19 protein-coding genes and 1 pseudogene are annotated in these 22133 nt (G+C 72.3%); 5 read left to right on the top strand and 15 right to left on the bottom strand.

Annotated features, from left to right (window positions below):
• Positions 1-87: 87 nt before the first annotated feature.
• Both ABT300_RS28580 and ABT300_RS28575 read right to left on the bottom strand, forming a co-directional pair.
• A complete protein-coding gene (locus tag ABT300_RS28580; RefSeq protein WP_351681446.1) occupies positions 88-441 on the bottom strand; it encodes an ATP-binding protein in 354 nt (117 codons plus the stop codon).
• Positions 442-579: 138 nt separating this feature from the next.
• Entirely contained in the window at positions 580-1743 is a 1164-nt protein-coding gene (locus ABT300_RS28575) for an adenosine deaminase (protein ID WP_351681443.1), read from the bottom strand.
• A 113-nt stretch (positions 1744-1856) separates the two neighbouring features.
• Here ABT300_RS28575 and ABT300_RS28570 point away from each other — a divergent pair, with 113 nt between their 5' ends.
• Entirely contained in the window at positions 1857-2621 is a 765-nt protein-coding gene (locus ABT300_RS28570; RefSeq protein WP_351681440.1) for a prolyl oligopeptidase family serine peptidase, read from the top strand.
• Between the two features lie 84 nt (positions 2622-2705).
• Here ABT300_RS28570 and ABT300_RS28565 read toward each other — a convergent pair whose 3' ends face one another.
• Positions 2706-3668 carry a LysR family transcriptional regulator gene (locus tag ABT300_RS28565; RefSeq protein WP_351681437.1) on the bottom strand — a complete coding sequence of 321 codons (963 nt, stop codon included), beginning with the start codon at positions 3666-3668 and terminating at the stop codon, positions 2706-2708.
• A gap of 63 nt (positions 3669-3731) precedes the next feature.
• Between ABT300_RS28565 and ABT300_RS28560 the strand changes: the two genes are divergently transcribed.
• From ABT300_RS28560 to ABT300_RS28550, 3 genes are all read left to right on the top strand, one after another.
• Positions 3732-5033 (top strand): MFS transporter, encoded by a 1302-nt coding sequence (locus ABT300_RS28560; protein ID WP_351681434.1) that lies wholly within the window; start codon positions 3732-3734, stop codon positions 5031-5033.
• A 130-nt stretch (positions 5034-5163) separates the two neighbouring features.
• Positions 5164-6285, top strand: a complete 1122-nt coding sequence (dnaN, locus tag ABT300_RS28555) for a DNA polymerase III subunit beta (protein WP_351681432.1) — start codon at positions 5164-5166, stop codon at positions 6283-6285.
• Positions 6286-6464: 179 nt separating this feature from the next.
• The gene (locus tag ABT300_RS28550; protein WP_351681429.1) at positions 6465-7478 is read left to right on the top strand and encodes a sigma-70 family RNA polymerase sigma factor; all 1014 of its coding nucleotides are present in this window, start codon (positions 6465-6467) and stop codon (positions 7476-7478) included.
• Here the strand turns inward: ABT300_RS28550 and ABT300_RS28545 are convergent.
• The 10 genes from ABT300_RS28545 to ABT300_RS28500 form a co-directional block, all read right to left on the bottom strand.
• On the bottom strand, positions 7362-7748 hold the full coding sequence (locus tag ABT300_RS28545; protein ID WP_351681425.1) for an STAS domain-containing protein: 387 nt from the start codon (positions 7746-7748) through the stop codon (positions 7362-7364). The two genes, ABT300_RS28550 and ABT300_RS28545, sit on opposite strands and share 117 nt — an antisense overlap.
• 19 nt (positions 7749-7767) lie before the next feature.
• On the bottom strand, positions 7768-8352 hold the full coding sequence (locus ABT300_RS28540) for a Uma2 family endonuclease (RefSeq protein WP_351681422.1): 585 nt from the start codon (positions 8350-8352) through the stop codon (positions 7768-7770).
• A gap of 121 nt (positions 8353-8473) precedes the next feature.
• Positions 8474-9757, bottom strand: a complete 1284-nt coding sequence (locus tag ABT300_RS28535) for a thymidine phosphorylase (RefSeq protein ID WP_351681450.1) — start codon at positions 9755-9757, stop codon at positions 8474-8476.
• 124 nt (positions 9758-9881) lie between these two features.
• Entirely contained in the window at positions 9882-10283 is a 402-nt protein-coding gene (locus tag ABT300_RS28530) for a cytidine deaminase (RefSeq protein ID WP_351681419.1), read from the bottom strand.
• Complete coding sequence (locus tag ABT300_RS28525) at positions 10280-11563, bottom strand: ABC transporter permease (RefSeq protein ID WP_351681416.1); 1284 nt, start codon at positions 11561-11563, stop codon at positions 10280-10282. The genes ABT300_RS28530 and ABT300_RS28525 overlap by 4 nt, the downstream gene beginning before the upstream one ends.
• Positions 11563-12690, bottom strand: a complete 1128-nt coding sequence (locus ABT300_RS28520; RefSeq protein ID WP_351681413.1) for an ABC transporter permease — start codon at positions 12688-12690, stop codon at positions 11563-11565. The genes ABT300_RS28525 and ABT300_RS28520 overlap by 1 nt, the downstream gene beginning before the upstream one ends.
• Positions 12687-14213 carry an ABC transporter ATP-binding protein gene (locus tag ABT300_RS28515; RefSeq protein ID WP_452989169.1) on the bottom strand — a complete coding sequence of 509 codons (1527 nt, stop codon included), beginning with the start codon at positions 14211-14213 and terminating at the stop codon, positions 12687-12689. The genes ABT300_RS28520 and ABT300_RS28515 overlap by 4 nt, the downstream gene beginning before the upstream one ends.
• Positions 14214-14413: 200 nt before the next feature.
• Positions 14414-15478, bottom strand: a complete 1065-nt coding sequence (locus ABT300_RS28510; protein ID WP_351681410.1) for a BMP family lipoprotein — start codon at positions 15476-15478, stop codon at positions 14414-14416.
• Between the two features lie 288 nt (positions 15479-15766).
• Positions 15767-17020 carry an amidohydrolase gene (locus tag ABT300_RS28505; protein WP_351681407.1) on the bottom strand — a complete coding sequence of 418 codons (1254 nt, stop codon included), beginning with the start codon at positions 17018-17020 and terminating at the stop codon, positions 15767-15769.
• A 436-nt stretch (positions 17021-17456) separates the two neighbouring features.
• Complete coding sequence (locus ABT300_RS28500) at positions 17457-18107, bottom strand: TetR/AcrR family transcriptional regulator C-terminal domain-containing protein (RefSeq protein WP_351681405.1); 651 nt, start codon at positions 18105-18107, stop codon at positions 17457-17459.
• A 70-nt stretch (positions 18108-18177) separates the two neighbouring features.
• Here ABT300_RS28500 and ABT300_RS28495 point away from each other — a divergent pair, with 70 nt between their 5' ends.
• Positions 18178-19602, top strand: coding sequence for an FAD-dependent monooxygenase (locus ABT300_RS28495; protein WP_351681403.1), 1425 nt, complete (start codon positions 18178-18180; stop codon positions 19600-19602).
• Positions 19603-19623: 21 nt separating this feature from the next.
• Here the strand turns inward: ABT300_RS28495 and ABT300_RS28490 are convergent, their stop codons facing one another.
• Positions 19624-21204, bottom strand: coding sequence for an acyl-CoA mutase large subunit family protein (locus tag ABT300_RS28490; protein WP_351681401.1), 1581 nt, complete (start codon positions 21202-21204; stop codon positions 19624-19626).
• 309 nt (positions 21205-21513) lie between these two features.
• Positions 21514-22133 (bottom strand): annotated as a pseudogene (locus ABT300_RS28485) (hypothetical protein); the annotation flags it as partial.

Genomic DNA, 22133 nt, shown 5'->3' with positions numbered 1-22133 from the left:
GCCAACGCGGCGGCGGGCGCGCGCGTGCTTGCCCCCCCCCGCCCCGACGGCGCAGCGGGTCGCGATGGGTGCGGCGGGCGGCGCCGCTCAGCCCAGCGGGATCCCGTTGACCGGCAGGCCGTGGGTGGGCAGGCCCTTCAGCGGCAGACCGCCGAGCAGTCCGGAGACGGGCGCGGTGGGGCCTTCGGCGAGCAGCTTCCCGGCGACCGGCTGGGCGGCGGTCAGACCGGCGCCGAGCGTCGGCTGGGCGTGCGTCAGCACCTGGCCGGCGGCGGGCAGCGCCTGGGTCACGTTCTCCGCCGGCAGCGTCCGGGTGATGCCGTCCAGGGCCTGCGTGGCGTCCGGTACGGCGGGGGCGGCGGTCGCGGCGCCCGCACCGGCGGCGGCGAAGGCGGCGCCGAGAGCGGCGACGCCGAGGGTCTTGGCAGCAGACTGCTTCATGATGAATGCGTCCTCGAATGGGATACGGGGAACTGAGCGGTTCTCGACCGTAAACACGGGACGGGGTCAGCGGCAAACATCGAAATGCGGACGGTTGGTGAACACCCGCCCGCATTTCGTACGCCCAGGATTTCCTACTCAGCTTTCCGTCGCCACAGAACCGCTGGTCGAGACGGTTTGCTGGAACAGCCATTCGGATTTCAGCTCGGCATAACCGGGCTTGATCACGTCATTGATCATCGCGAGTCGTTCATCGAAAGGAATGAATGCTGACTTCATAGCATTGACCGAGAACCACTGCAGATCGTCGAGCGTGTAACCGAATGCCTCGACCAGGTGCTCGAATTCCCGGCTCATGCTGGTGCCGGACATCAGACGGTTGTCCGTGTTGACGGTCGCCCGGAAGTGGAGTCGGCGCAGCAGCCCGACGGGGTGCTCGGCGTAGGAGGCGGCCGCTCCGGTCTGCAGGTTGGAGCTGGGGCACATCTCCAGCGGGATGCGCTTGTCGCGGACGTAGGAAGCGAGCCGCCCGAGCTTCACCGAGCCGTCGTCGGCGACCTCGATGTCGTCGATGATCCGCACGCCGTGCCCGAGCCGGTCCGCGCCGCACCACTGCAGCGCCTGCCAGATGGACGGCAGCCCGAAGGCCTCGCCGGCGTGGATGGTGAAGTGGTTGTTCTCGCGCTTGAGGTACTCGAAGGCGTCGAGGTGCCGGGTGGGCGGGTAACCGGCCTCGGCGCCCGCGATGTCGAAGCCGACGACGCCCAGATCCCGGTAGCGGTTGGCGAGTTCGGCGATCTCCAGCGCGCGGGCCGCGTGCCGCATGGCGGTCAGCAGGGCGCCGACGCGGATGCGGTGGCCGTTGGCGCGGGCCGCCCGCTCGCCTTCCCGGAAACCCTCGTTGACGGCCTCGACGACCTGCTCGAGGGTCAGTCCGCCGTCGAGGTGCTGCTCCGGCGCGTACCGCACCTCGGCGTAGACGACGCCGTCCTCGGCGAGGTCCTCGGCGCACTCGCGGGCGACCCGCACCAGGGCCTCGCGGGTCTGCATCACGCCGACGGTGTGCGAGAAGGTCTCCAGATACCGCTCCAGGGAGCCGGAGTCCGCGGCTTCCCGGAACCAGACGCCGAGCTTGTCGGGGTCGGTCTCGGGGAGGCGGTCGTACCCGGTCTCCCGGGCGAGGTCGACGATCGTGCCGGGGCGCAGCCCGCCGTCGAGGTGGTCGTGCAGCAGAACCTTGGGCGCCCGCCGGATCTGGTCCGGGCTCGGGGTGATGCCCGTCTGGATGCTCTGGCTCGTCATTTCCGCACTCTAACTCCTACGCGCGTAGATCGCGCGTTGTACAACTCCGCCGATATGTAACGGTGACCGCACGGACAGGTGGAGTACACCACTGCTTCTGACACTGTTCTGCCATGGCACAGGAACTGACGCCGGCTCGGACGGCCCGGCTGGGGAGGGCGCTCGGCCCGGAGCCGACGGCGGTGAGCGGAGCGGTGCTGCTGCTCCCGGGCGGCGAGGAGGTGTCGGGCCGCAGACCGTCCGCGCTGTGGGCGGCCGCCTCCGTCCGGGGCCTCGGGCGCCGACTCGCCCGTGCGGGAGCCGGGGAGGGGCTGGCCGTGCACGCCGTGCACTACCGCTACCGCGGCTGGAACGGCAGCGAGGCGCATCTGGCGGCCGACGCGGCCTGGGCCGCCGACGAGATCGTACGGCGCTACGGAGACGTCCCGGTGTGTCTGGCCGGCGTCGACATGGGCGCACGGGCGGCGCTGCACGCGGGCGGCCACGACGCCGTCAACTCCGTTCTGGCGATGGCCCCGTGGCTGCCGGAGGAGGACCTGGCCGCCCCGCCCGAGCCGGTCAGGCAGCTGGTGGGACGACGGGTGCTCCTCGTGCACGGCACCAAGGACGAACGCTGCGACCCCGAGCTGTCGTTCCGGCTCGCGACGCGCGCCAAGAAGGCGAACCGGGACGTGTGCCGCTTCGAAGTGCACTCCGACGGCCACGGGTTGCACCAGTACCGGGCCGAAGTCCTCGCCTTGGCCGAGGACTTCGTCATGGGCGCGCTGTTCGGCAGAGCCCTCTCCCGCCCGGTCGAGGACGCGCTCGCGGCGCCTCCCCCGCTGGGCCTGCGCATGCCGCTGGCCGCCGGTTTCGGGAAGTCGTTACGGCGACGGTAGGGGCGGGAGCACGGGACGCCGACGGCGCGGCCGTGCGCCCCGCCACGGGCGGCGCGGCCGTGGGGGCGACCCGAGCGGCAGGCCTCAGGACGGCAGCAGGTTGCCCCGTCTCGAGAGCAGGAACTTCTTGAAGGCGGCCACCGGCGGGGTGTCCGGACGGCCGTCGAGCCAGGCCACGCCGATCTCCCGAGCCGCCCGCGGGGCCGTGACCGTCAGTTCCACGACGCCGGGACGGGCCACGGCCGGCGGCGGGAGCAGGGCGACGCCCAGGCCCGCCGCCACCAGCCCGCGCAGCGTCTCCGCCTCCTCGCCCTCGAAGGCGACCCTGGGCCGGAAACCCGCCTCCTTGCACAGGTCGTCCGTGATGCGGCGCAGGCCGTAGCCCGGTTCCAGGGTCACGAAGGTCTCGTCGGCGGCCTCGGCGAGGCGGACCCTTCGCCGGGCGGCGAGCCGGTGGTCGGCCGGCACGACCAGACGCAGCTTCTGCTCGTCGAGCCTGCGGGCGACCAGGTCCGGGGCGTCGGGGACCGGGGAGGTCAGACAGAGGTCCAGTTCGCCGGCCCGAAGCCCTTCGAGCATCGCCTCGCCGTAGTTCTGCACGAGGCTGAAGCGGACCCGCGGGTGGTCGGCGCGGAAGGCGTGCAGGAGCCCGGGCACGGTCTCCGCGCCCATGGTGTGCAGAAAGCCGAACGCGACCTTGCCGGCCGTCGGATCGGCGTCGGCGCGGACCTCGTCGGCGGCCCGCTCGATCTCCGCGAGGGCGCGCTCCACCGAGGTGAGGAAGGTGCGGCCGGCGGGGGTGAGGGAGACCGTGCGGCCGCGGCGGGCGAACAGGTCGACGCCGAGGTCCTGTTCCAGCCGGACCATCGCGCGGGACAGCGTCGACTGGGGGACGTCCATCTCCTGAGCGGCGCGCGTGACGTGCTCGGTGCGGGCGACCCCGGCGAAGTACGCGAGCCGGGGGGCGAGCAGCCTCGCCATGTCGGTGGTGTCTTGTGTGTCACCGGACGGTGACAGGCGAGTCCGTGACCTCTGCTGATGCACCATGGGAACGATTATGACGAGTCCGTGCATTGGACGGAACAGCGGGACCGTCCGTAGGTTCGAGGCATGTCTCCCGCCAGTACCGGGGCGTCCACGATCGTGGTCGCCGCCTCGTCCGCCCGCTCGGCCGCGACCGCCCCCGCCTCCCTCCCCGCCCCCTCCTCCGACACCCGGCTCACCCCCGGCGGCCCCGGCTACCGCCGGATGAGCTTCGCGCTCTTCCTCGCCGGCGTGGCGACCTTCGCCCTGCTGTACTCCACGCAGGCGCTGCTGCCGCTGATCTCCGGCGACTTCGGCGTGGCGGCGAGCCAGGCGAGCTGGACGGTGGCGGCGGCGACCGGCGGACTGGCGCTGTTCGTCCTGCCGATGAGCGCCCTGTCGGAGCGCTACGGCCGCCGCACCGTGATGACGGCGTCGCTGGCGGTCGCGGTCGGCGTGGGCCTGCTGGTCCCGTTCGCTCCCTCCCTGGAGTGGCTGGTCGTGCTGCGGGCGGTGCAGGGCGCGGCGCTGGCCGGGCTCCCCGCCTCGGCCACGGCCTACCTCGCGGAGGAGGTCCGGCCGAAGGCGCTGGTCACGGCGATCGGCCTGTTCGTGGCCGGCAACAGCGTCGGCGGGATGAGCGGCCGGGTCATCACCGGCTGGGTCGCCCAGGAGTGGGGCTGGCGGATCGCCGTCGGCGTGATCGGCGCGCTGGCGGTGGCCTGCGCGGTCGCCTTCCGGCTGCTGCTGCCGGCGCCGCGCCACTTCACGCCGGGCTCCCTGGCGCCCCGCGTCCTGGCCCGGACCGTCCGCGGCCACCTCGCCGACCCGCTGCTGCGCCGGCTGTACGCCATCGGCGCGCTGTTCATGACCGTCTTCGGCGGCGTGTACACGGTGATCGGCTACCGGCTGACGGGGGAGCCGTTCTCCCTCCCCCAGGGCGTCGTCGGCTCGATCTTCCTCGTGTACCTGGTGGGCACGGTGTCGGCGTCCACGGCGGGCAGGCTGGTCGGCCGGCTGGGGCGGCGCGGCGCGCTGTACCTGGCGGGCGGCACGACCGCCGCGGGCCTGCTGCTGTCGCTGGCGGACTCGCTGGCGTCGGTGCTGCTGGGGCTGGTCCTGATCACGGCGGGCTTCTTCGCGGGGCACGCGGTGGCGTCGTCGGCGGTCAGCAGGACGGCGACCACCGGCCGCGCCCAGGCCTCCGCGCTCTACCAGTCCGCGTACTACGTCGGCTCCAGCGCCGGCTCCACGGTCGGCGCGATCGCCTTCCACTCGGGCGGCTGGGCCGGCACGGTCGGCGTCGGTCTGTTCGCGGTGCTCGGCGTCGTCGCGATCACCGTGGCGGGCACGCGCGCGGCGCGCCGGGCGACTCCGGCGACCGCCTGACCGTCCCCGCCCCGGTCCCCTCCCTCTCCTGCCCGCAGGCCGTCTTCCCCCTGCTCGGAGGCCGTCTGTCAGTGGTCGCGGATAGCCTCCGCGACCACTGACAGGTTTCTGGCACAGGGGGTAGCCGTCCATGGAGTTCCGGATCGACCGCGGTGATCTCGTCGAAGCCGTCGGATGGGCGGCCCGCGCGCTGCCCGCCCGCACACCGGTGCCCGTGCTGGGGGGCCTGGTGCTGGAGACGTCGGCGGGGGCGCTGAGCGTGTCGGGGTTCGACTTCGAGACGGCCGCGCGGATCGACGCGGACGCCGAGGCGACGACCGGCGGCCGGGTGCTCGTCCTCGGGCGGCGGCTGCTGGACATCTGCAAGGTGCTGCCGGACGGGCCGGTGAGCTGTGCGCTGGAGGGGACGCGGTTCACGGTCGAGGCGGGCGGCACGAGCTTCGGCCTGTCCACCCTCCCGCACGAGGAGTACCCCGCCCCGCCCGCGCCCCCGCAGGCGTACGGCGTCGTCGACGCGGCCGCCTTCGCGACCGCCGTCGCGCAGGTCGCGGTGGCGGCGGGCCGCGACGACACCCTCCCGGTGCTGACGGGCGTCCAGCTGCGTCTGGAGGGGGACGAGATGACGCTGTCGGCGTCGGATCGCTACCGGTACGCGGTACGGCGGCTGGAGTGGAAGGCGGAGCCGGAGGCGGCGGGCGCGGGCGTGGTGGAGACGCTGCTGCCGGCGCGGCGGCTGCTGGACACGGCCCGGTCGCTGGCGCGGTGCGGGACCGTGCGGATCGGCCTCGACGGGGTGGCCGCGAGCGGACCGGTCGGGTTCGGGGGCGGACGGATGCGGACGGTCCTGCGGCCCCTGGACGGGCGGCTGCCGTCGTACGGGAAGCTGTTCGACATGGCGGGGGCCGCGGTGGCCGAAGTGGAGTCCGGCGCGCTCACGGAGGCCGTGCGCAGGGTCGCGGTGGTGGCGGAGACGAACAGTCCGGTGCGGCTCGACTTCTCCGCGGATTCGGTGCTGCTGCGCGCGGGATACGGCGACGACGTGGCGGCGCAGCGGCTGCCGGCCGAGCTGACCGGGACCGAGGACGTCACGGTGGCCTTCAACCCGGCGTATCTGCTGGACGCGCTGTCGTCGTTCGGGGCGACGCGGCTGCGGATGGAGCTGCTGGGGACGGGCCAGCGGACGCTGCTGAGCGCGGCGGACGCGCCGGAGGGCCACCGGCACCTGCTGATGTCGGTCAGGCAGTTGGTCTGAGCGGCGGCCCCGGCAGCGAGCGGCGGCCGCGACGGCGAGCGGCGGCCGCAAAGGCCCCGGGCACGCCTTCCACCTGCGCTTTCGTCGACTCGGCAGGCCGTTGTCAGTGGGCTGCGGTAGCTTCCGAAGTGCTGGGCGCGAAGACGCGTGACAGGACGGCCGCAGGGGTGGGTTGGACGATGGGCGACAGCACGGCGACGACGGGCCTCGACGTCGCACTGGAGAAGCACCGGACGGAACTGACCGGTTACTGCTACCGCATGCTCGGCTCGTCCTTCGAGGCCGAGGACGCGGTGCAGGACACCATGGTGCGCGCCTGGCGCAGCTACGACCGGTTCGAAGGTCGCTCCAGCCTGCGCTCCTGGCTGTACCGGATCGCCACGAACGTCTGTCTGGACATGCTGACGGCGGGCAACAAGCGGGCCCGGCCGATGGACCTCTCCGGGCCCACCCCCCTCGCCCGGGCCGCGCTCTCGCCGCGCCCCGACCACACCTGGCTGGAGCCGATGCCCGACGCCCGTGTGCTGCCGACGGTGGAGGACCCGGCCGAGGCGGCCGTCGCGAAGGAGTCGGTGCGTCTCGCGTTCATGGCCGCGCTGCAGCAGCTGCCGCCGAAGCAGCGGGCGGTGCTGATCCTGCGGGAGGTGCTGGCGTGGCGGGCGAGCGAGGTGGCCGAGCTGCTGGAAACCTCCGTCGCCTCGGTCAACAGCGCGCTGCAGCGGGCGCGGGCCACGCTGTCCGAGCGGAAGGAGTCCGGCGCGGACGCGGCGGTGTCGGACCCGCTCGACGAGGAGCAGAGAAAGCTCCTGGACCGCTATGTGGCGGCCTTCGAGGGCTATGACATGACGGCGCTGACGGCCCTGCTCCACGAGGACGCCGTCATGACGATGCCGCCGTTCGACCTGTGGCTGACCGGGCACGACGACATCACCGGCTTCATGACCACGCTCGGCTCCGCGTGCGAGGGCTCGCGCCTGCTGCCGGTCCAGGTCAACGGCCTGCCGGGGTTCGCCCAGTACAAGCCGGATCCGGAGAAGGGCGGGTTCACCCCGTGGGCAGTCCAGATCCTGGAGATCTCAGACGGCCGCCTCACCGGGTTCCACTTCTACCTCGACACCCAGCGCTGGTTCCCCCTCTTCGACCTCCCCCTCCACCTGGACGGGGAGTCCGACGAGGTCGAGCAGGGCGCGTAGCGCGGGGTCGGGGCCGCGCAGCCGTATGCGGCCCCCGGCCCGCCGCGCGGCCAGCTGGAGCCGGGCCAGCAGATCGACGGTGAGGAGCCCGGGCGGCCCGATCCCGGCGACGTCGCAGATGACGACTGCGGTCTCGGCGCCGGTCAGCAGTGCGCGCACGGCATCGGCCAGCCCTGCCGCCTGCCCCCGGGCGACGGGGCCGGTCAGGGTGAGCACGGGGGGTGTCGTCGCTTCCACGATCGGTAGACCGTGCGGAAGCCCCCGACTCATCGCACCCCGCGACGACCGCCTACTCGCCGGGGAACTCGCCGGTGTCGATGACGACGTCGAAGGGCGCGGGAAGCTTGAGGGCCTCGCCGAACTTCGCTGAGGTCAGCAGTTGGTAGACGTCGCCCTTCGGCTCCCCGTAGAGCGACGCGGCGGGGCCTTCGGGGGCCCAGCGGTCGACGAGGAGGTAGAAGGGGATGCCCGCGCAGGCGTAGGCGGCGGGCTTGCTGATGCGGTCGTGCCGGGCGTTCGACTTCGAGGTGACCTCCACGACCAGCTCGGCGAGCGCGGCCGGGATGTGGGTGTCCGCCTCCGTGTGCTCCCGCACGGGAGCCACCACGAGGTCGGGGATGAGCATGCCCAGCCGCGACGGCACGGCGATGGCCAGGGTCTGGAAGATTTCCCAGTCCTCGGGGATCACCGAGTAGAGGCGACGCTGGATGCGTGCCGCGATGACGTTGTGACGGTATGCGGGAGCAGGTGACACGGTGACGATCCCCTCGATGATCTCCACCTTGCTGCCCTCGGGCCATTCCATCTCCTCCCAGAACCGGACGAGGTCGTCCCAGCTCTGCTCGGGGTCGTGGCCCACGGTGAGTGCGCTCATGGCGGTCTCCTTGTCGGTGCGTCACCGAGTCCAGCATGCCGAACGGGACCGGCGGAGGTCCACCGATCCCGTTCACCCGAATGAGGGCTGTGACAGCGGCGGCCTGCGGCCGCGGGCCAGGTCAGGCGATGCGCTCCAGCACGACCGGGGAGGCCGTGAACGCCGTACCGGGGGCGCTGACGTCGTACGAGCCCTCGACCGCCTGGAGCGCGTACTCGAAGCGCTCCGGGGTGTCCGTGTGGAGGGTGAGGAGGGGCTGGCCCTCGCGCACGGTGTCGCCGGGCTTGGCGTGCAGCTCGACGCCGGCGCCCGCCTGCACCGGGTCCTCCTTGCGGGCCCGGCCGGCGCCGAGGCGCCAGGCCGCGATGCCGATGTCGTAGGCGTCGAGACGGGTGAGGACGCCCGAGGCGCCCGCCTTCACCACGTGCTGCTCCTTGGCGGTGGGAAGGGCCGCGTCCGGATCGCCGCCCTGGGCGGCGATCATGCGCCGCCAGACGTCCATGGCCGAGCCGTCGGCGAGCGCCTTCGCCGGGTCGGCGTCCTTGATCCCGGCCGCGTCGAGCATCTCGCGGGCCAGGGCGATCGTCAGCTCCACGACGTCCGCCGGGCCGCCGCCGGCCAGGACCTCCACCGACTCGCGGACCTCCAGGGCGTTGCCCGCGGTCAGGCCGAGGGGCGTGGACATGTCCGTCAGCAGCGCGACGGTCTTCACCCCGTGGTCGGTGCCGAGGCCCACCATCGTCGAGGCGAGCTCGCGGGCGTCCTCGACGCTCTTCATGAAGGCGCCGGTGCCGACCTTCACGTCGAGGACCAGCGAGCCGGTGCCCTCCGCGATCTTCTTCGACATGATGGACGAGGCGATCAGCGGGATGGCCTCGACGGTGCCGGTCACGTCCCGCAGCGCGTACAGCTTCTTGTCGGCCGGGGCGAGCCCGTCGCCCGCGGCGCAGATCACCGCGCCGGTGCCGTCCAGCACCGACAGCATCTCCTCGTTGGAGAGCAGCGCGCGCCAGCCCGGGATCGACTCCAGCTTGTCCAGGGTGCCGCCGGTGTGGCCGAGGCCGCGGCCGGAGAGCTGCGGGACCGCCGCGCCGCAGGCCGCCACGAGGGGGGCCAGGGGCAGCGTGATCTTGTCGCCGACGCCGCCCGTGGAGTGCTTGTCGGCGGTCGGGCGGGACAGGGCGGAGAAGTCCATGCGCTCGCCGGAGGCGATCATCGCGGCCGTCCAGCGGGCGATCTCCCGCCGGTTCATGCCGTTGAGCAGGATGGCCATGTTGAGGGCGGCCATCTGGTAGTCGGCGACCTCGCCGCCGGTGTACGCGGCGATGACCCAGTCGATCTGCTCGTCGCTGAGCTCACCGCGGTCCCGCTTGGTGCGGATGACGGAGACGGCGTCCATCGACATGCGCGTCATGGCTTTCCTTCCGGTGGTGCAAACGGTGGCGCACGGTGGTGCGGCAAGACGTGGGAAGAGATGCGGGGAGAAAGTGCGCGGCCCCTCTGCGCACGTCAGAGGGGCCGCGCGGGAGTCACTTGGTGAGATGGTCCGGGCCGAAGGCCTGCGGAAGCATCTCGGCGAGCGGCAGGATTCCCGCCGGCGTCTCCAGCAGCAGGCCGGGGCCGCCGAACTCGTACAGCAGCTGGCGGCAGCGACCGCACGGGACGAGGACCTCGCCGCGGCCGTCCACGCAGGTGAAGTGCGTGAGCCGGCCGCCGCCGGTGTTCTGCAACTGCGAGACCAGCCCGCACTCGGCGCACAGACCGAGCCCGTAGGAGGCGTTCTCGACGTTGCAGCCGGACACGATCCGGCCGTCGTCGACGAGCGCCGCCACGCCGACCGGGTAGCCGGAGTAGGGGGCGTACGCGCGGGACATGGCCTCGCGGGCCACCGCGCGCAGCGCCTCCCAGTCGACGGCGGCGGCCGGGGTCACTTGCCCTGACCCTTGCGGTAGCGCATGCCGTCGGCCCTGGGCATGCGCAGTCGCTGCGCGGACAGCGACAGCACCAGCAGGGTGACGACGTACGGGGTGGCGCCCACGAAGTCGCTCGGGACCTCGTCGGTGAACAGGTACCAGACCAGGACGAGCGCGGCGACCATGAGGCAGATCCCGGCCTGCCAGTGCGCCTTGCGGTACAGCTTCCAGCCGGCCAGCCCCGCGACGAGCACGACCAGCAGGAGCAGCAGCGCGTGGACGGTCTCGCCGCCGTTGCGCAGCTGCAGCGCGTCGGAGTAGCCGAACAGGCCCGCGCCCATGGCCAGACCGCCGGGACGCCAGTTGCCGAAGATCATCGCCGCGAGGCCGATGTAGCCTCGGCCGCCGGTCTGGCCCTCAAGGTAGGTGTGCGAGGTGACCAGGGCGAGGAAGGCGCCGGCGAGACCGGCGAGGCCGCCGGAGACGGCCACGGCCGCGTACTTGTACTTGTAGACGTTGACGCCGAGGGACTCGGCGGCGATCGGGTTCTCGCCGCAGGAGCGCAGCCGCAGGCCGAACGGGGTGCGCCACAGCAGCCACCAGCTGCCGACGAACAGCAGGAAGGCGAGGAGCGTCACCACGGACAGGTCGGTGACCAGGCCGCCGAGGATGCCCGCGACGTCGGACAGCAGGAACCAGTGGTGCTTCTCGACCGACTGGAGGGCGTCCGAGAGGCCGGGCACGTCGATGTGGGGCAGCGACTCCACGGGCGGGGACTGCTTGGGGTTGCCGCCCGCTTCGGCCGGCTCGCCCTCGGAGAAGAACAGCTTGGCGAGGTACTGCGTGATGCCGAGCGCCAGCAGGTTGACCGCGACGCCGGAGACGATGTGGTCGACGCCGAAGGTGACGGTCGCGACCGCGTGCACCAGACCGCCGAGGACGCCGAAGCCGACGCCGCACAGCAGACCGAGCCAGGGGTTGGACTGCCAGCCGATCCAGCCGGCGCCGAAGGTGCCGAGGATCATCATGCCCTCGAGGCCGATGTTGACCACGCCGGACCGCTCGGACCACAGGCCGGCCAGACCGGCGAGGCCGATGGGCACGGCGAGGCCGAGCGCGGCCGACACCTGGCCCTCGGAGGTGAGCTGGTTGGCGCCGGTGATGATGCGGACCACGGCGACGAGCACCAGCGCGCCGGCGATGATCGTGAGGATCCGGCCCACCGAGCGGCCCGACCGGCCGCCGGTGTCCGCCTTGGGAGCCGCGGGGGGCGGCGTGTCGGTCATCGTGGCAGTCATCACGCCACCTCCTGCTTCTGGGTCGGGGCGGCGGCCTGGGCGGCGAGCTCGGCGCCGACCCGCTGCTGCTGGCGCTTGAGGCCGTAGCGCCGGACGAGTTCGTAGGCGATGACGACGCACAGCACGATGACGCCCTGGATGACGCCGAGGATTTCCTTGTCGTAGCCCTCGAACTCGAGGTGGTTGGTCGTGCGCTCCAGGAAGCCCCAGAGCAGCGCGCCGAGCGCGATCCCGACCGGGTTGTTGCGGCCGAGCAGGGCGATGGCGATGCCGGTGAAGCCGATGCCCGACGGGAAGTCGTTGCTGAACTGGTGGCTGTCGTTGAGCAGGGTCGGCATGCCGATCAGACCGGCCACGGCGCCCGAGATGACCATGCTGGTGGCGACCATCTTCTTGACGGAGACGCCGCTCGCGGTGGCCGCGCTCTCGGACTGGCCGACGGTGCGCAGGTCGAAGCCGAACCGGGTGCGGCCGAGCACGAACCAGTAGGCGACGCCGACGAGGACGGCGATGACGATGAAGCCCCACAGCACACCGGCCGCGCCGGTGTCGATGCTGAAGAAGTACGAGGACTCGGGCAGCGGGTCGGTCGAGACGACCGTGCCGCCGCTCTGCAGTTCGGCGAGCTTCCCCGGCTGCAGCAGGTAGGCGATGATCGCGGTGGCGATCGAGTTCAGCATGATCGTGGAGATGACCTCGCTGACGCCGCGGGTCACCTTGAGGATGCCCGCGATGGCCGCCCACAGGGCGCCGGTCGCCATGGCGCACAGGATGATCAGCGGGATGGCGATCCAGCCGGGCACGGTCAGCGCGCCGCCGAGGACGGCGGCGACGAACGCGGCGAGCCGGTACTGGCCGTCGACGCCGATGTTGAACAGGTTCATGCGGAAGCCGATGGCCACCGCGACACCCGCCAGGTAGTACGTCGTCGCCTTGTTGAGGATGTAGACCTGGCTGTCGCTGGCGGAGCCGTAGGTCAGCATGTCGCTGAAGGCCGCGCCCGGGTTCTTGCCGGTGGCGAGGATGACCAGGGCGGTGACGACGAGCGCGGTGACGATCGCCAGCAGCGGGGCCGCGACCCCGAGGAGCAGCCGCTCCTTGTCGATCCGTGAGGTCAGCTTTTTCATCGGGCGTCGTCCTCTGCGTGCTCCAGGTGGCCGGTGGCCGCACCCGTCATGGCGGAGCCCAGCTCCTCGGGGGTGATCGTGGCGGGGTCGGCGTCGGCGACCAGTCGGCCGCGGTACATGACCCGCAGGGTGTCGGAGAGCCCGATGAGCTCGTCCAGGTCGGCGGAGATCAGCAGCACGGCCAGGCCCTCGCGGCGTGCCTCGCGGATGTGGTCCCAGATCGCGGCCTGCGCGCCGACGTCCACGCCGCGGGTGGGGTGGGCGGCGATGAGCAGCTTGGGCGCGTGGCTCATCTCGCGGCCGACGATCAGCTTCTGCTGGTTGCCGCCGGACAGCGAGGCGGCGGTCACGTCGATGCCGGGCGTGCGGACGTCGTACGCCTGGACGATCCGCTCGGTGTCGGTGCGGGCGGCCTTGATGTCGAGGAGCTGGCCGCGCGAGTTGGGCCGCTCGGTGACATGGCCGAGGATGCGGTTCTCCCACAGCGGCGCCTCGAGGAGCAGGCCGTGGCGGTGCCGGTCCTCGGGGATGTAGCCGACGCCCGCCTCGCGGCGGTGGCGGGTGGGGACGTGGGAGATGTCGGCGCCGTCGAGGCTGATGACGCCGGCGTCGGGGGCGCGGATGCCCATGATCGCCTCGACCAGCTCGGACTGGCCGTTGCCCTCCACGCCGGCGATGCCGAGGACCTCGCCCTTGTGGATGGTGAAGGTGATGTCGTCGAGGATGATCCGCTCGACGCCGTCGAGGTCCGTCTGCGTCAGGTGCAGCCCGTCCAGCTTCAACAGCGGGACGTCCGTGACGGTGGACTCCTCCGTCTCCGGCGTGGGCAGTTCGCTGCCGACCATCAGCTCGGCGAGCTGCTTGGTGGTGGTGTTCTCCGGCTCGACCGTGCCCACGGTGGTGCCGCGCCGGATGACGGTGATCTCGTCGGCGACGGACAGCACCTCTCCCAGCTTGTGGGAGATGAAGATGACGGTGAGGCCCTCGGCCTTCAGCTCGCGCAGGTTGTCGAAGAGGGCGTCGACCTCCTGGGGCACCAGGACGGCCGTGGGCTCGTCGAGGATGAGGGTCTTGGCTCCGCGGTAGAGGACCTTGAGGATCTCCACGCGCTGGCGGTCGGCGACGCCGAGCTCCTCCAGGAGGACGTCGGGCCGGACGTTCAGCCCGTACGCGTCGGAGATCTCCTTGATCTTCGTCCGGGCCTTGGCGCCGATGCCGTGGAGCTTCTCCGCTCCGAGGACGACGTTCTCCAGGACCGTGAGGTTGTCGGCGAGCATGAAGTGCTGGTGCACCATGCCGATGCCGCGCGCGATGGCGTCGGCGGGGTTGCTGAAGGTGACCTGGTCGCCGTTCACGGTGATGGTGCCCTCGTCCGGCTGCTGCATGCCGTAGAGGATCTTCATCAGGGTGGACTTGCCGGCGCCGTTCTCACCGCACAGGGCGTGGACGGTGCCGGTGCGAACCGTGATGTCGATGTCGCGGTTGGCGACTACGCCGGGGAATCGCTTGGTGATGCCGCGCAGTTCGACGGCAGCGGGAGGGCTGGACGCGTTGATGGCGCACTCTCCTCGGGGAAAGGGGCTGCGTAGGGGAGGGCAGGCGTCGGCGACGCTAGCGCGGCAACTCCGTGCTACACGCGTAGAGTTGACACATTGTTATGGCTCGACGAGGGGGTTGTCGTGCACCCCCCTCGTCGAGCCGGGGTCAGGCGGCGACCATCAGGTCACGGGGTGGTCTTGACCTTGATGGAACCGTCGATGATCTTCTGCTTCGCCGCGTCCAGCTGGGTCTTGATGTCGTCGATGAAGCCACCGCTGGTGGCGAGCGAGACACCGTTCTTGGCGAGCGAGTAGTTGTTGGTGCCCGTCAGCGGCTTGCCGTCGTGGACGGACTTGACGAAGTCGTAGACGCCGACGTCGACGTTCTTGACCATCGAGGTCAGGATCGAGGCCTTGTACTTGGCGAGACCCGGGATGTTGTACTGGTCGGAGTCCACGCCGATGGCCCAGGCGCCCTTGACGCCGTTGACGGCCTCGATCGCGCCGTTGCCGGAGGAGCCGGCCGCCGAGTAGATGACGTCCGCGCCGTTGTCGAGCATGCCCGAAGCCGCGGCCTTGCCCTTGTCGGGGCTGGCGAAGCCGGAGAAGTCCGAACCGTGGCTCAGGTACTGCGAGTCGACCTTGACCGCAGGCTTCGTGTCGTGGACGCCCTGAACGAAGCCCGCCTCGAACTTCTTGATCAGCGGGACGTCGACGCCGCCGATGAAGCCGACGTGGTTCTTCTTCGTCTTCAGCGCAGCGGCGACACCGGCCAGGTACGAGCCCTGCTCCTCGGTGAAGGTGATGCTGTCGACGTTCTTGGCGTCCACCACCGAGTCGACGATGCCGAAGCTGACCTTCGGGTACTTCGCGGCGACCTTGGTCATCGAGGCGGCGTAGGAGAAGCCGACGCCGACGATGGGGTTGTAGCCGGCGTCCGCCAGGTCGGTCAGGCGCTGCTCGCGGTCGGCCTCGGTGTCGGAGGTCTTGGCGGTCAGCTCCTTGATCGAGCCGCCGAACTCGGCCTTGGCCTTGTCGGCGCCCCGCGCGGCGGAGTCGTTGAAGGAACGGTCACCACGGCCGCCGACGTCGAAGGCGAGACCGATCTTGACGCCCGAACCGCCGCCGGAGGAGGCGGACGACGAGCTGTTGGCGTCGTTCTCGGAGGAGGTGCTGCCACATGCAGTGGCAGTCAGTGCGAGAGCTGCGGTGGCGATACACGCAGCGGAAAGCTTGGCTACCCGGCGCACGGGAAGGCTCCTTCACCTGACCTGAGCGCCTTGTCGGCGCTTGATGTGAGCACCTTGCCAGTGCTCGGGCCTGGACGCCCTATCGGCGTTGGCTTCGCGGCATCGTAACGCGCGTAGATGTCAGAAAAACACCCCTCGCGACGCCGTTATCGATTCGAGGCGAACGCCGTCTGAACTCGATGCCTTGCGGCTTCGCGCCGATGATTTCGAAGCGGGGACGAATGGCTTACAACAGGGTTGCGCCGAACGACGGAACGGCCACGTGAGGGCCGTTCCGCCGCCGTCGGCTCACCTGCCGACCGCGTCCAGCAGCGCCGCCGCCGTGAACAGCTCGACACCGACGGTGATCGCCGACTCGTCGGCGTCGAAGTCGCCCTGGTGCAGGTCGCGCACGGTGCGCTCGCCGGGCGGGCGCACGCCGAGCCGGGCCATCGAGCCGGGGACCCGCTCCAGATACCACGAGAAGTCCTCGCCGCCGAGGCTCTGCTCGGTGCCCTCCACGCCCGACTCGCCGCGCCGGGCCACCATGGCGTCGCGCAGCAGGGCGGTGACGTCGCCGTCGTTGACGACCGGCGGGACGCCCCGCACGTAGTTGATCTCCGACTTGGCCCGGTGCAGGTTGGCCACCTCGTCGATCGCCGCGACCACGATGTCCGGGGCCTGCCGCCACGCCTCGATGTCCAGGCAGCGCACGGTGCCGGAGAGCTCGGCGTGCTGCGGGATCACGTTCGGGGCGTGGCCGCTCTCGATGCGACCCCAGGTCACGGCCAGTCCGGCGCGCGTGTCGACCCGGCGGCCGACCAGTGCGGGCACGTCGGTGACGACCCGGGCGGCCGCCGTGACGAGGTCGGTGGTCAGGTGCGGGCGCGCGGTGTGGCCGCCGGGCCCGTCCAGGGAGATCTCCAGCCGGTCGCAGGCGGAGGTGATGGCGCCCTCGCGCAGACCGACCTTGCCCGCGTCGACCCGGGGGTCGCAGTGCACGGCGATGATCCGGCCCACGCCGTCCAGCGCGCCGTCGGCGATGGCGTCGGCGGCGCCGCCGGGCAGCACCTCCTCTGCGGGCTGGAAGATCAGCCGCACCGGCCGCGGCAGCCGGCCCTGCCGGTGCAGCTCCGCCAGGACGAGACCGGCGCCGAGGACGACGGTGGTGTGCACGTCGTGACCGCAGGCGTGGGCGCGGTCGGGGACGGTGGACCGGTAGGCGCACTCGGTCTTCGTGTCCGGGATGGGCAGCGCGTCGATGTCGGCGCGCATCGCGAGGACGGGGACGCCGTCGACCGCCGCACCCTGCGCGCCCACGGTCCCGATGTCGCAGATGAGGCCGGTGCCGACGGCGAGCACGCGGGGCCGCAGTCCTGCCTTCTCCAGGCGGGCCTTGATCGCGGCCGTCGTGCGGAACTCCTGGTTGCCCAGCTCAGGGTGCATGTGCAGGTCGCGGCGGAAGGCCACGAGCTCGGCGCGCAGCGCCTCCGGCAGGGCGCCGGGAAGGGCGCCGGGGAGCACGGCTTCCCCTGAGGGATCGGCCTCGGACTCTCGGGACATCAGTTGCTTCACCCTCTGAAGGGTAGGACGCCTGGGCGGTCAACCGACCTACGATCAACAAAACTTCAACCCGTCAGGCGAAGAAAAGTTGGCCGCGCGGCGCATGGCTGCTGTGCGGGATGGGTACACTCGCTGGCTTTCGGGTCGGCGACCCGCACTTCTTCCTTTCTCTCACGGATACCACGGACCGCCCATGGCACGCCGTGCCAGTCCACGTACCGGAACCGATCCTGAAATCATCACCTCCGCGCAGCGGTCCCGCCACACAGGGCGACCCGGCCGGGCGGCCGGGGAGGGCGGGCACGACGCGAGCGTGGCGGCCCCGCACGGAGAACGGGCGGAGCCCGGGCAGAGGATCCGGCGGTGGGAGCCACGGAGCGGGAACGACGGAGGGAGCGGCTGAGGGAACGGCAGGGGCCCGCCGTCCCGTGCCCCCTCAGTCGATCCCGTAGCGTGCCGCGATCCCGTCGAGGATCAGGTCGAGGCCTTCGGCGAAGTGCCGGTCGTAGTCGGCGAAGATCTCCGCGCCCGCCTGCGCCGACAGCGGGAACGCGGCGAGGCGCCGGGCCCGTTCCTCGACGTCGTACCCCTCGCGCCGCTCGTCGGGCAGCGGCTCGACGCCCTGCTCCTCGGTGACGAAGCCGATCGTGTAGAGGTACGTCGTCGAGGTCGCGCGGACCGCCTGCGCGAGGGTGAAGCCGGCGGCCGTGAACAGCCGCAGGCCGTCCTCCATCTGCTCGGCGTGCTCGACGCCGGTGAAGCGGGAGCCGCTGAACACCTTCGCGCCGTCGCGGTAACCGCGCAGCGCCCCGCGCAGAGCGTGGTTGGACTTGCGCAGCCGCTGCCGCCAGGTGTCGGCGGGGTCGAGCGCGGCGCCGGCGACCATCCGCCGGTACATCTCGGTCGCCATCTCGTCCAGCAGCGCCTGTTTGTCCTTGAAGTGCCAGTACAGCGCGGGCGCCTTGACGTCCAGCTCAGTGGCGATGGCGCGCAGGGTCAGCCCGTCGAGGCCGACGTCGTTCAGCAGGCCCAGCGCGGTGTCCGCGACCCGCCGGCGGTCGAGGGGGGCTCGTCGTCCGGTGCTCACGCTTGACAGTTTAACGCCGTTAAGGCCACTCTCGTGAGCGACAGCACTTAACAGCGTTAAGGAGAGTGCCATGGGCATCGACATGTACGGGGCAGTGCAGGCGGACGCGGGCACGGACACGGACGCGGACGCAGTCGTGGACGCGGATCAGGACGTCGACGTCCTGATCGTCGGCGCGGGCCCGACCGGCCTCGTCCTCGGCATCGACCTCGCCCGCCGCGGGGTGCACGCGCTGGTCGTGGAGCGGGGCGCGGCCCTGGCCCCCGGCTCGCGCGGCAAGGGCCTGCAGCCGCGCACCCTCGAGATCTACGAGGACCTCGGCGTCCTCGACGAGATCCTCGCCGCCGGCGGCCCGTACCCGGTCGGCATGATCTGGGCGGACGGCGAGCCGGCCGGCGAGCACGCCATGTTCGACCCCGCGGAGGACGGCGAGGAGGGCTCCCGCTTCACCGCCCCCTGGATGGTCCCGCAGTGGCGCAACCAGGAGATCCTGCTGGCCCGGCTGGAGGAACTGGGCGGGTCGGTGGCCTTCGGCTGCGAGGTCGTCGGCGTGGACCAGGACGACACGGGGGTGACGGCCCGTCTCGCCTCCGGCCGAGCGGTGCGCGCCCGGTACGCCGTCGCCGCCGACGGCGGACGGTCGGCGCTGCGGCGGGCGCTGGGCGTCGGGATGACGGGCGAGACCGTGGACCCGCGGCCGATGCTGGTGGCGGACGTCCGGATCGCGGGCCTGGGCCGGGACCACTGGCACGTCTTCCCGCCGGGCGGGGACGCGGACTTCCTGGCCCTGTGCCCGCTCGCGGGGACGGACGACTTCCAGCTGGCCGCGCGGTTCCCGGAGGGGACGCGGCCGGCCCTGTCGCCGGAGGGCGTCCGCGCGGTCGTCGCCGAGCGCACCCACCTCGCCGCCGAGGACGTCACGGGGATCGGCTGGACGTCCGACTTCCGGCCGCGCGCCGCCCTGGCGGACCGCTTCCGCGAGGGCCGGGTCTTCCTGGCCGGCGACGCGGCGCACGTCCACTCCCCCGCCGGCGGCCAGGGCCTCAACACCAGCGTCCAGGACGCGTACAACCTGGGCTGGAAACTGGGCGCGGTGCTGGCCGGACACGCCCCGGAGCAGCTGCTGGACACCTACGAGGAGGAGCGCCGCCCCGTCGCCGCGCACATCCTCGGCCTGTCGACGGCGATCCACCGGGACGAGGCGCGCCGGGGCGCGGGGACACGGCAGCTGGGCCTGCACTACCGGGGCTCGTCGCTGAGCGAGGAGACGCGGCAGGCCCCGGGTCCGCTGCGGGCCGGCGACCGCGTCCCCGACCTGACGGTCGACGGCGTCCGCCTCTTCGACCTGCTCAGGGGCCCGGACTGGACCCTGCTGACCCTGGAGTCCGGCGTGTACCTGGTCCGCCCGGACGGCCATGTGGGCTGGGCGGGCGGCACGCAGGACGGACTCGAGACCTACCGCAGGCGGGTCGGCGTCGGCCGGGACGGGTCGTAGGCCGGTGGACGCCCGCCCCGCTCAGAAGGCGTCCGCCGGGACATACGTCCCCCACACCTCCCGCAGGGCGCCGCACACCTCGCCCACCGTCGCCCGGGCCCGCAGCGCGTCCTTCATCGGGTACAGAACGTTGTCCTCGCCCTGTGCCGCCTTCCTCAGGGCGTCGAGCGCGGCGTCCACGGCCGCCCGGTCGCGCTCCGCGCGGAGCCTGGCCAGCCGCTGCGCCTGCTGCGCCTCGATGGCCGGGTCGACGCGCAGGGGCTCGTACGGCTCCTCCGCGTCGAGCCGGAAACGGTTGACGCCGACCACGACCCGCTCGCCGGAGTCGGTCTCCTGCGCGATCCGGTAGGCGGACCGCTCGATCTCGTCCTTCTGGAAGCCGTGCTCGATGGCCGACACCGCGCCGCCGAGATCCTCGACCCGGCGCATGAGATCGACGACGGCCCTCTCCAGGTCGTCGGTCATCCGCTCCACGACGTACGAGCCCGCGAAGGGGTCGACGGTGGCCGTCACATCCGTCTCGTGGGCCAGGACCTGCTGGGTGCGCAGCGCCAGCCGCGCGCTCTTGTCGGTCGGCAGCGCGATGGCCTCGTCGAAGGAGTTGGTGTGCAGCGACTGCGTGCCGCCGAGCACCGCCGCCAGCCCCTGGACGGCGACCCGGACCAGGTTCACCTCGGGCTGCTGGGCCGTCAGCTGGACGCCGGCGGTCTGCGTGTGGAAGCGCAGCATCAGCGACCTGGGGTTCTTCGCGCCGAACTCCTCCTTCATCACCCGCGCCCAGATCCGGCGGGCGGCGCGGAACTTCGCGACCTCCTCGAGGAGCGTCGTGCGGGCCACGAAGAAAAAGGACAGGCGCGGTGCGAAGTCGTCCACGTCCATGCCGGCGGAGACCGCCGTGCGGACGTACGCGATGCCGTCGGCCAGCGTGAAGGCGATCTCCTGCGCGGGCGACGCGCCCGCCTCCGCCATGTGGTAGCCGGAGATCGAGATGGTGTTCCACTTCGGGATCTCGGCCCGGCAGTACCGGAAGACGTCGGCGGTCAGCCGGAGCGAGGGCGTCGGCGGGAAGATGTACGTCCCGCGGGCGATGTACTCCTTCAGCACGTCGTTCTGGATCGTGCCGGTGAGCCGGTCGGCGGGGACGCCCTGCTCCTCGCCGACCAGCTGGTACATCAGCAGCAGCAGCGCGGCGGGGGCGTTGATCGTCATCGACGTCGAGACCCGGTCCAGCGGGATCCCGTCGAACAGCACCCGCATGTCCTCGACCGAGTCGATCGCCACCCCGACCTTGCCGACCTCGCCGTGCGCGATCGGGGCGTCGGAGTCGTGGCCCATCTGGGTGGGCAGGTCGAAGGCGACGGACAGGCCCGTCGTGCCGTGGGCGATCAGCTGCCGGTAGCGCGCGTTGGACTCGACGGCCGTGCCGAACCCGGCGTACTGGCGCATCGTCCAGGGGCGGCCCGTGTACATCGACGGGTAGACGCCCCGGGTGAAGGGGTACGCGCCCGGCTCGCCCAGCCGCTCCGAGGGGTCCCATCCGGCCAGGTCCTGCGGGCCGTACACCGGCTCGATGGGCAGTCCGGACTCCGACTCACGCGCCATGGGTGCAGGCCTCCCGCCGGGCGGTCGCGGCGGCGGCCGCCCCTGGTCTTCGACTGAGTACTCGTCAGTCTGCCGGGCGGTGCGCGACTCGTCATCCGGACGGCGGGGAGGAGGGGGAGGCGTATGGGGCGCGAGCGGGACCGGGGGAACGTGTCCCGCCCGCGCCGAGCGCACGAGCCGAAGGTACGGGGGGAACCCCCGGCTCTGTGCTGGGGCCGATGACCAGTCGGCTCACTCGGTACTGCGTACCGGCCCCGGAAAACGTCACACCCGCCGCGAACGAATTTTTCGCGGCTGGAAAACCGCAGGTCAGCCGTGGTGTCCGGGACCGCCGCCGGATACGCCGCCGGTACCGCGCCCCTGCCCCCGGCCGTGCCCCGCGCCGTCCCCGTCCCCGTGGCCGCTGCCGCGGCCCTGTCCCCGGCCGTGCCCGTGGCCGTGCCGGCGGCCGTCCCGGCCCGCGTCCTCGTCGTCGGAGCCGCCACGGCCGCCCGGGTCGTCGGGACCCTTCTGCCCGGCCGCGTCACCGCCACCGCCCCGGCCGCCGCGGCCCGACTGCCCCTTGCCGGCGTCCCGCCCGGCCGAGCCGCTCCCGGCGCGGGAGCCGTCGAGCAGGGCGGCGCAGTACGCCTGGATGCGCTGCGCGCCGCCCGCGAGCTTCTCCAGGCGTCGGCGGCGCTCCCGGTCGAGGGCCTTGCCGGCGCCGAGTTCACGGCAGGAGGAGGTCGCGCCGGACGGCCCGCCGCCCCGGGCCTTCGGGGCGCCCGAGGCGTCGCCGCCCGCGTTCTTGCCCGCCGCGCCGCGGCCCGCGGCGCTCGCGCCGGGCCCCGGCGCGGCCGCCTCGCCGTCGCCGGCCGGCACGGTCGGGGGGGGGGAGCCGAGCGGACCGCCGTCGTAGGGCGCGGGCGCGGGGACCGCCGTCACGGGCC

It is taken from the genome of Streptomyces sp. NPDC001027, assembly GCF_040299045.1.
Taxonomy (GTDB): Bacteria; Actinomycetota; Actinomycetes; order Streptomycetales; family Streptomycetaceae; genus Streptomyces.
The sequence above is the reverse complement of the archived record's forward strand: the minus strand, read 5'-3'. Positions and strand labels throughout refer to the sequence as shown.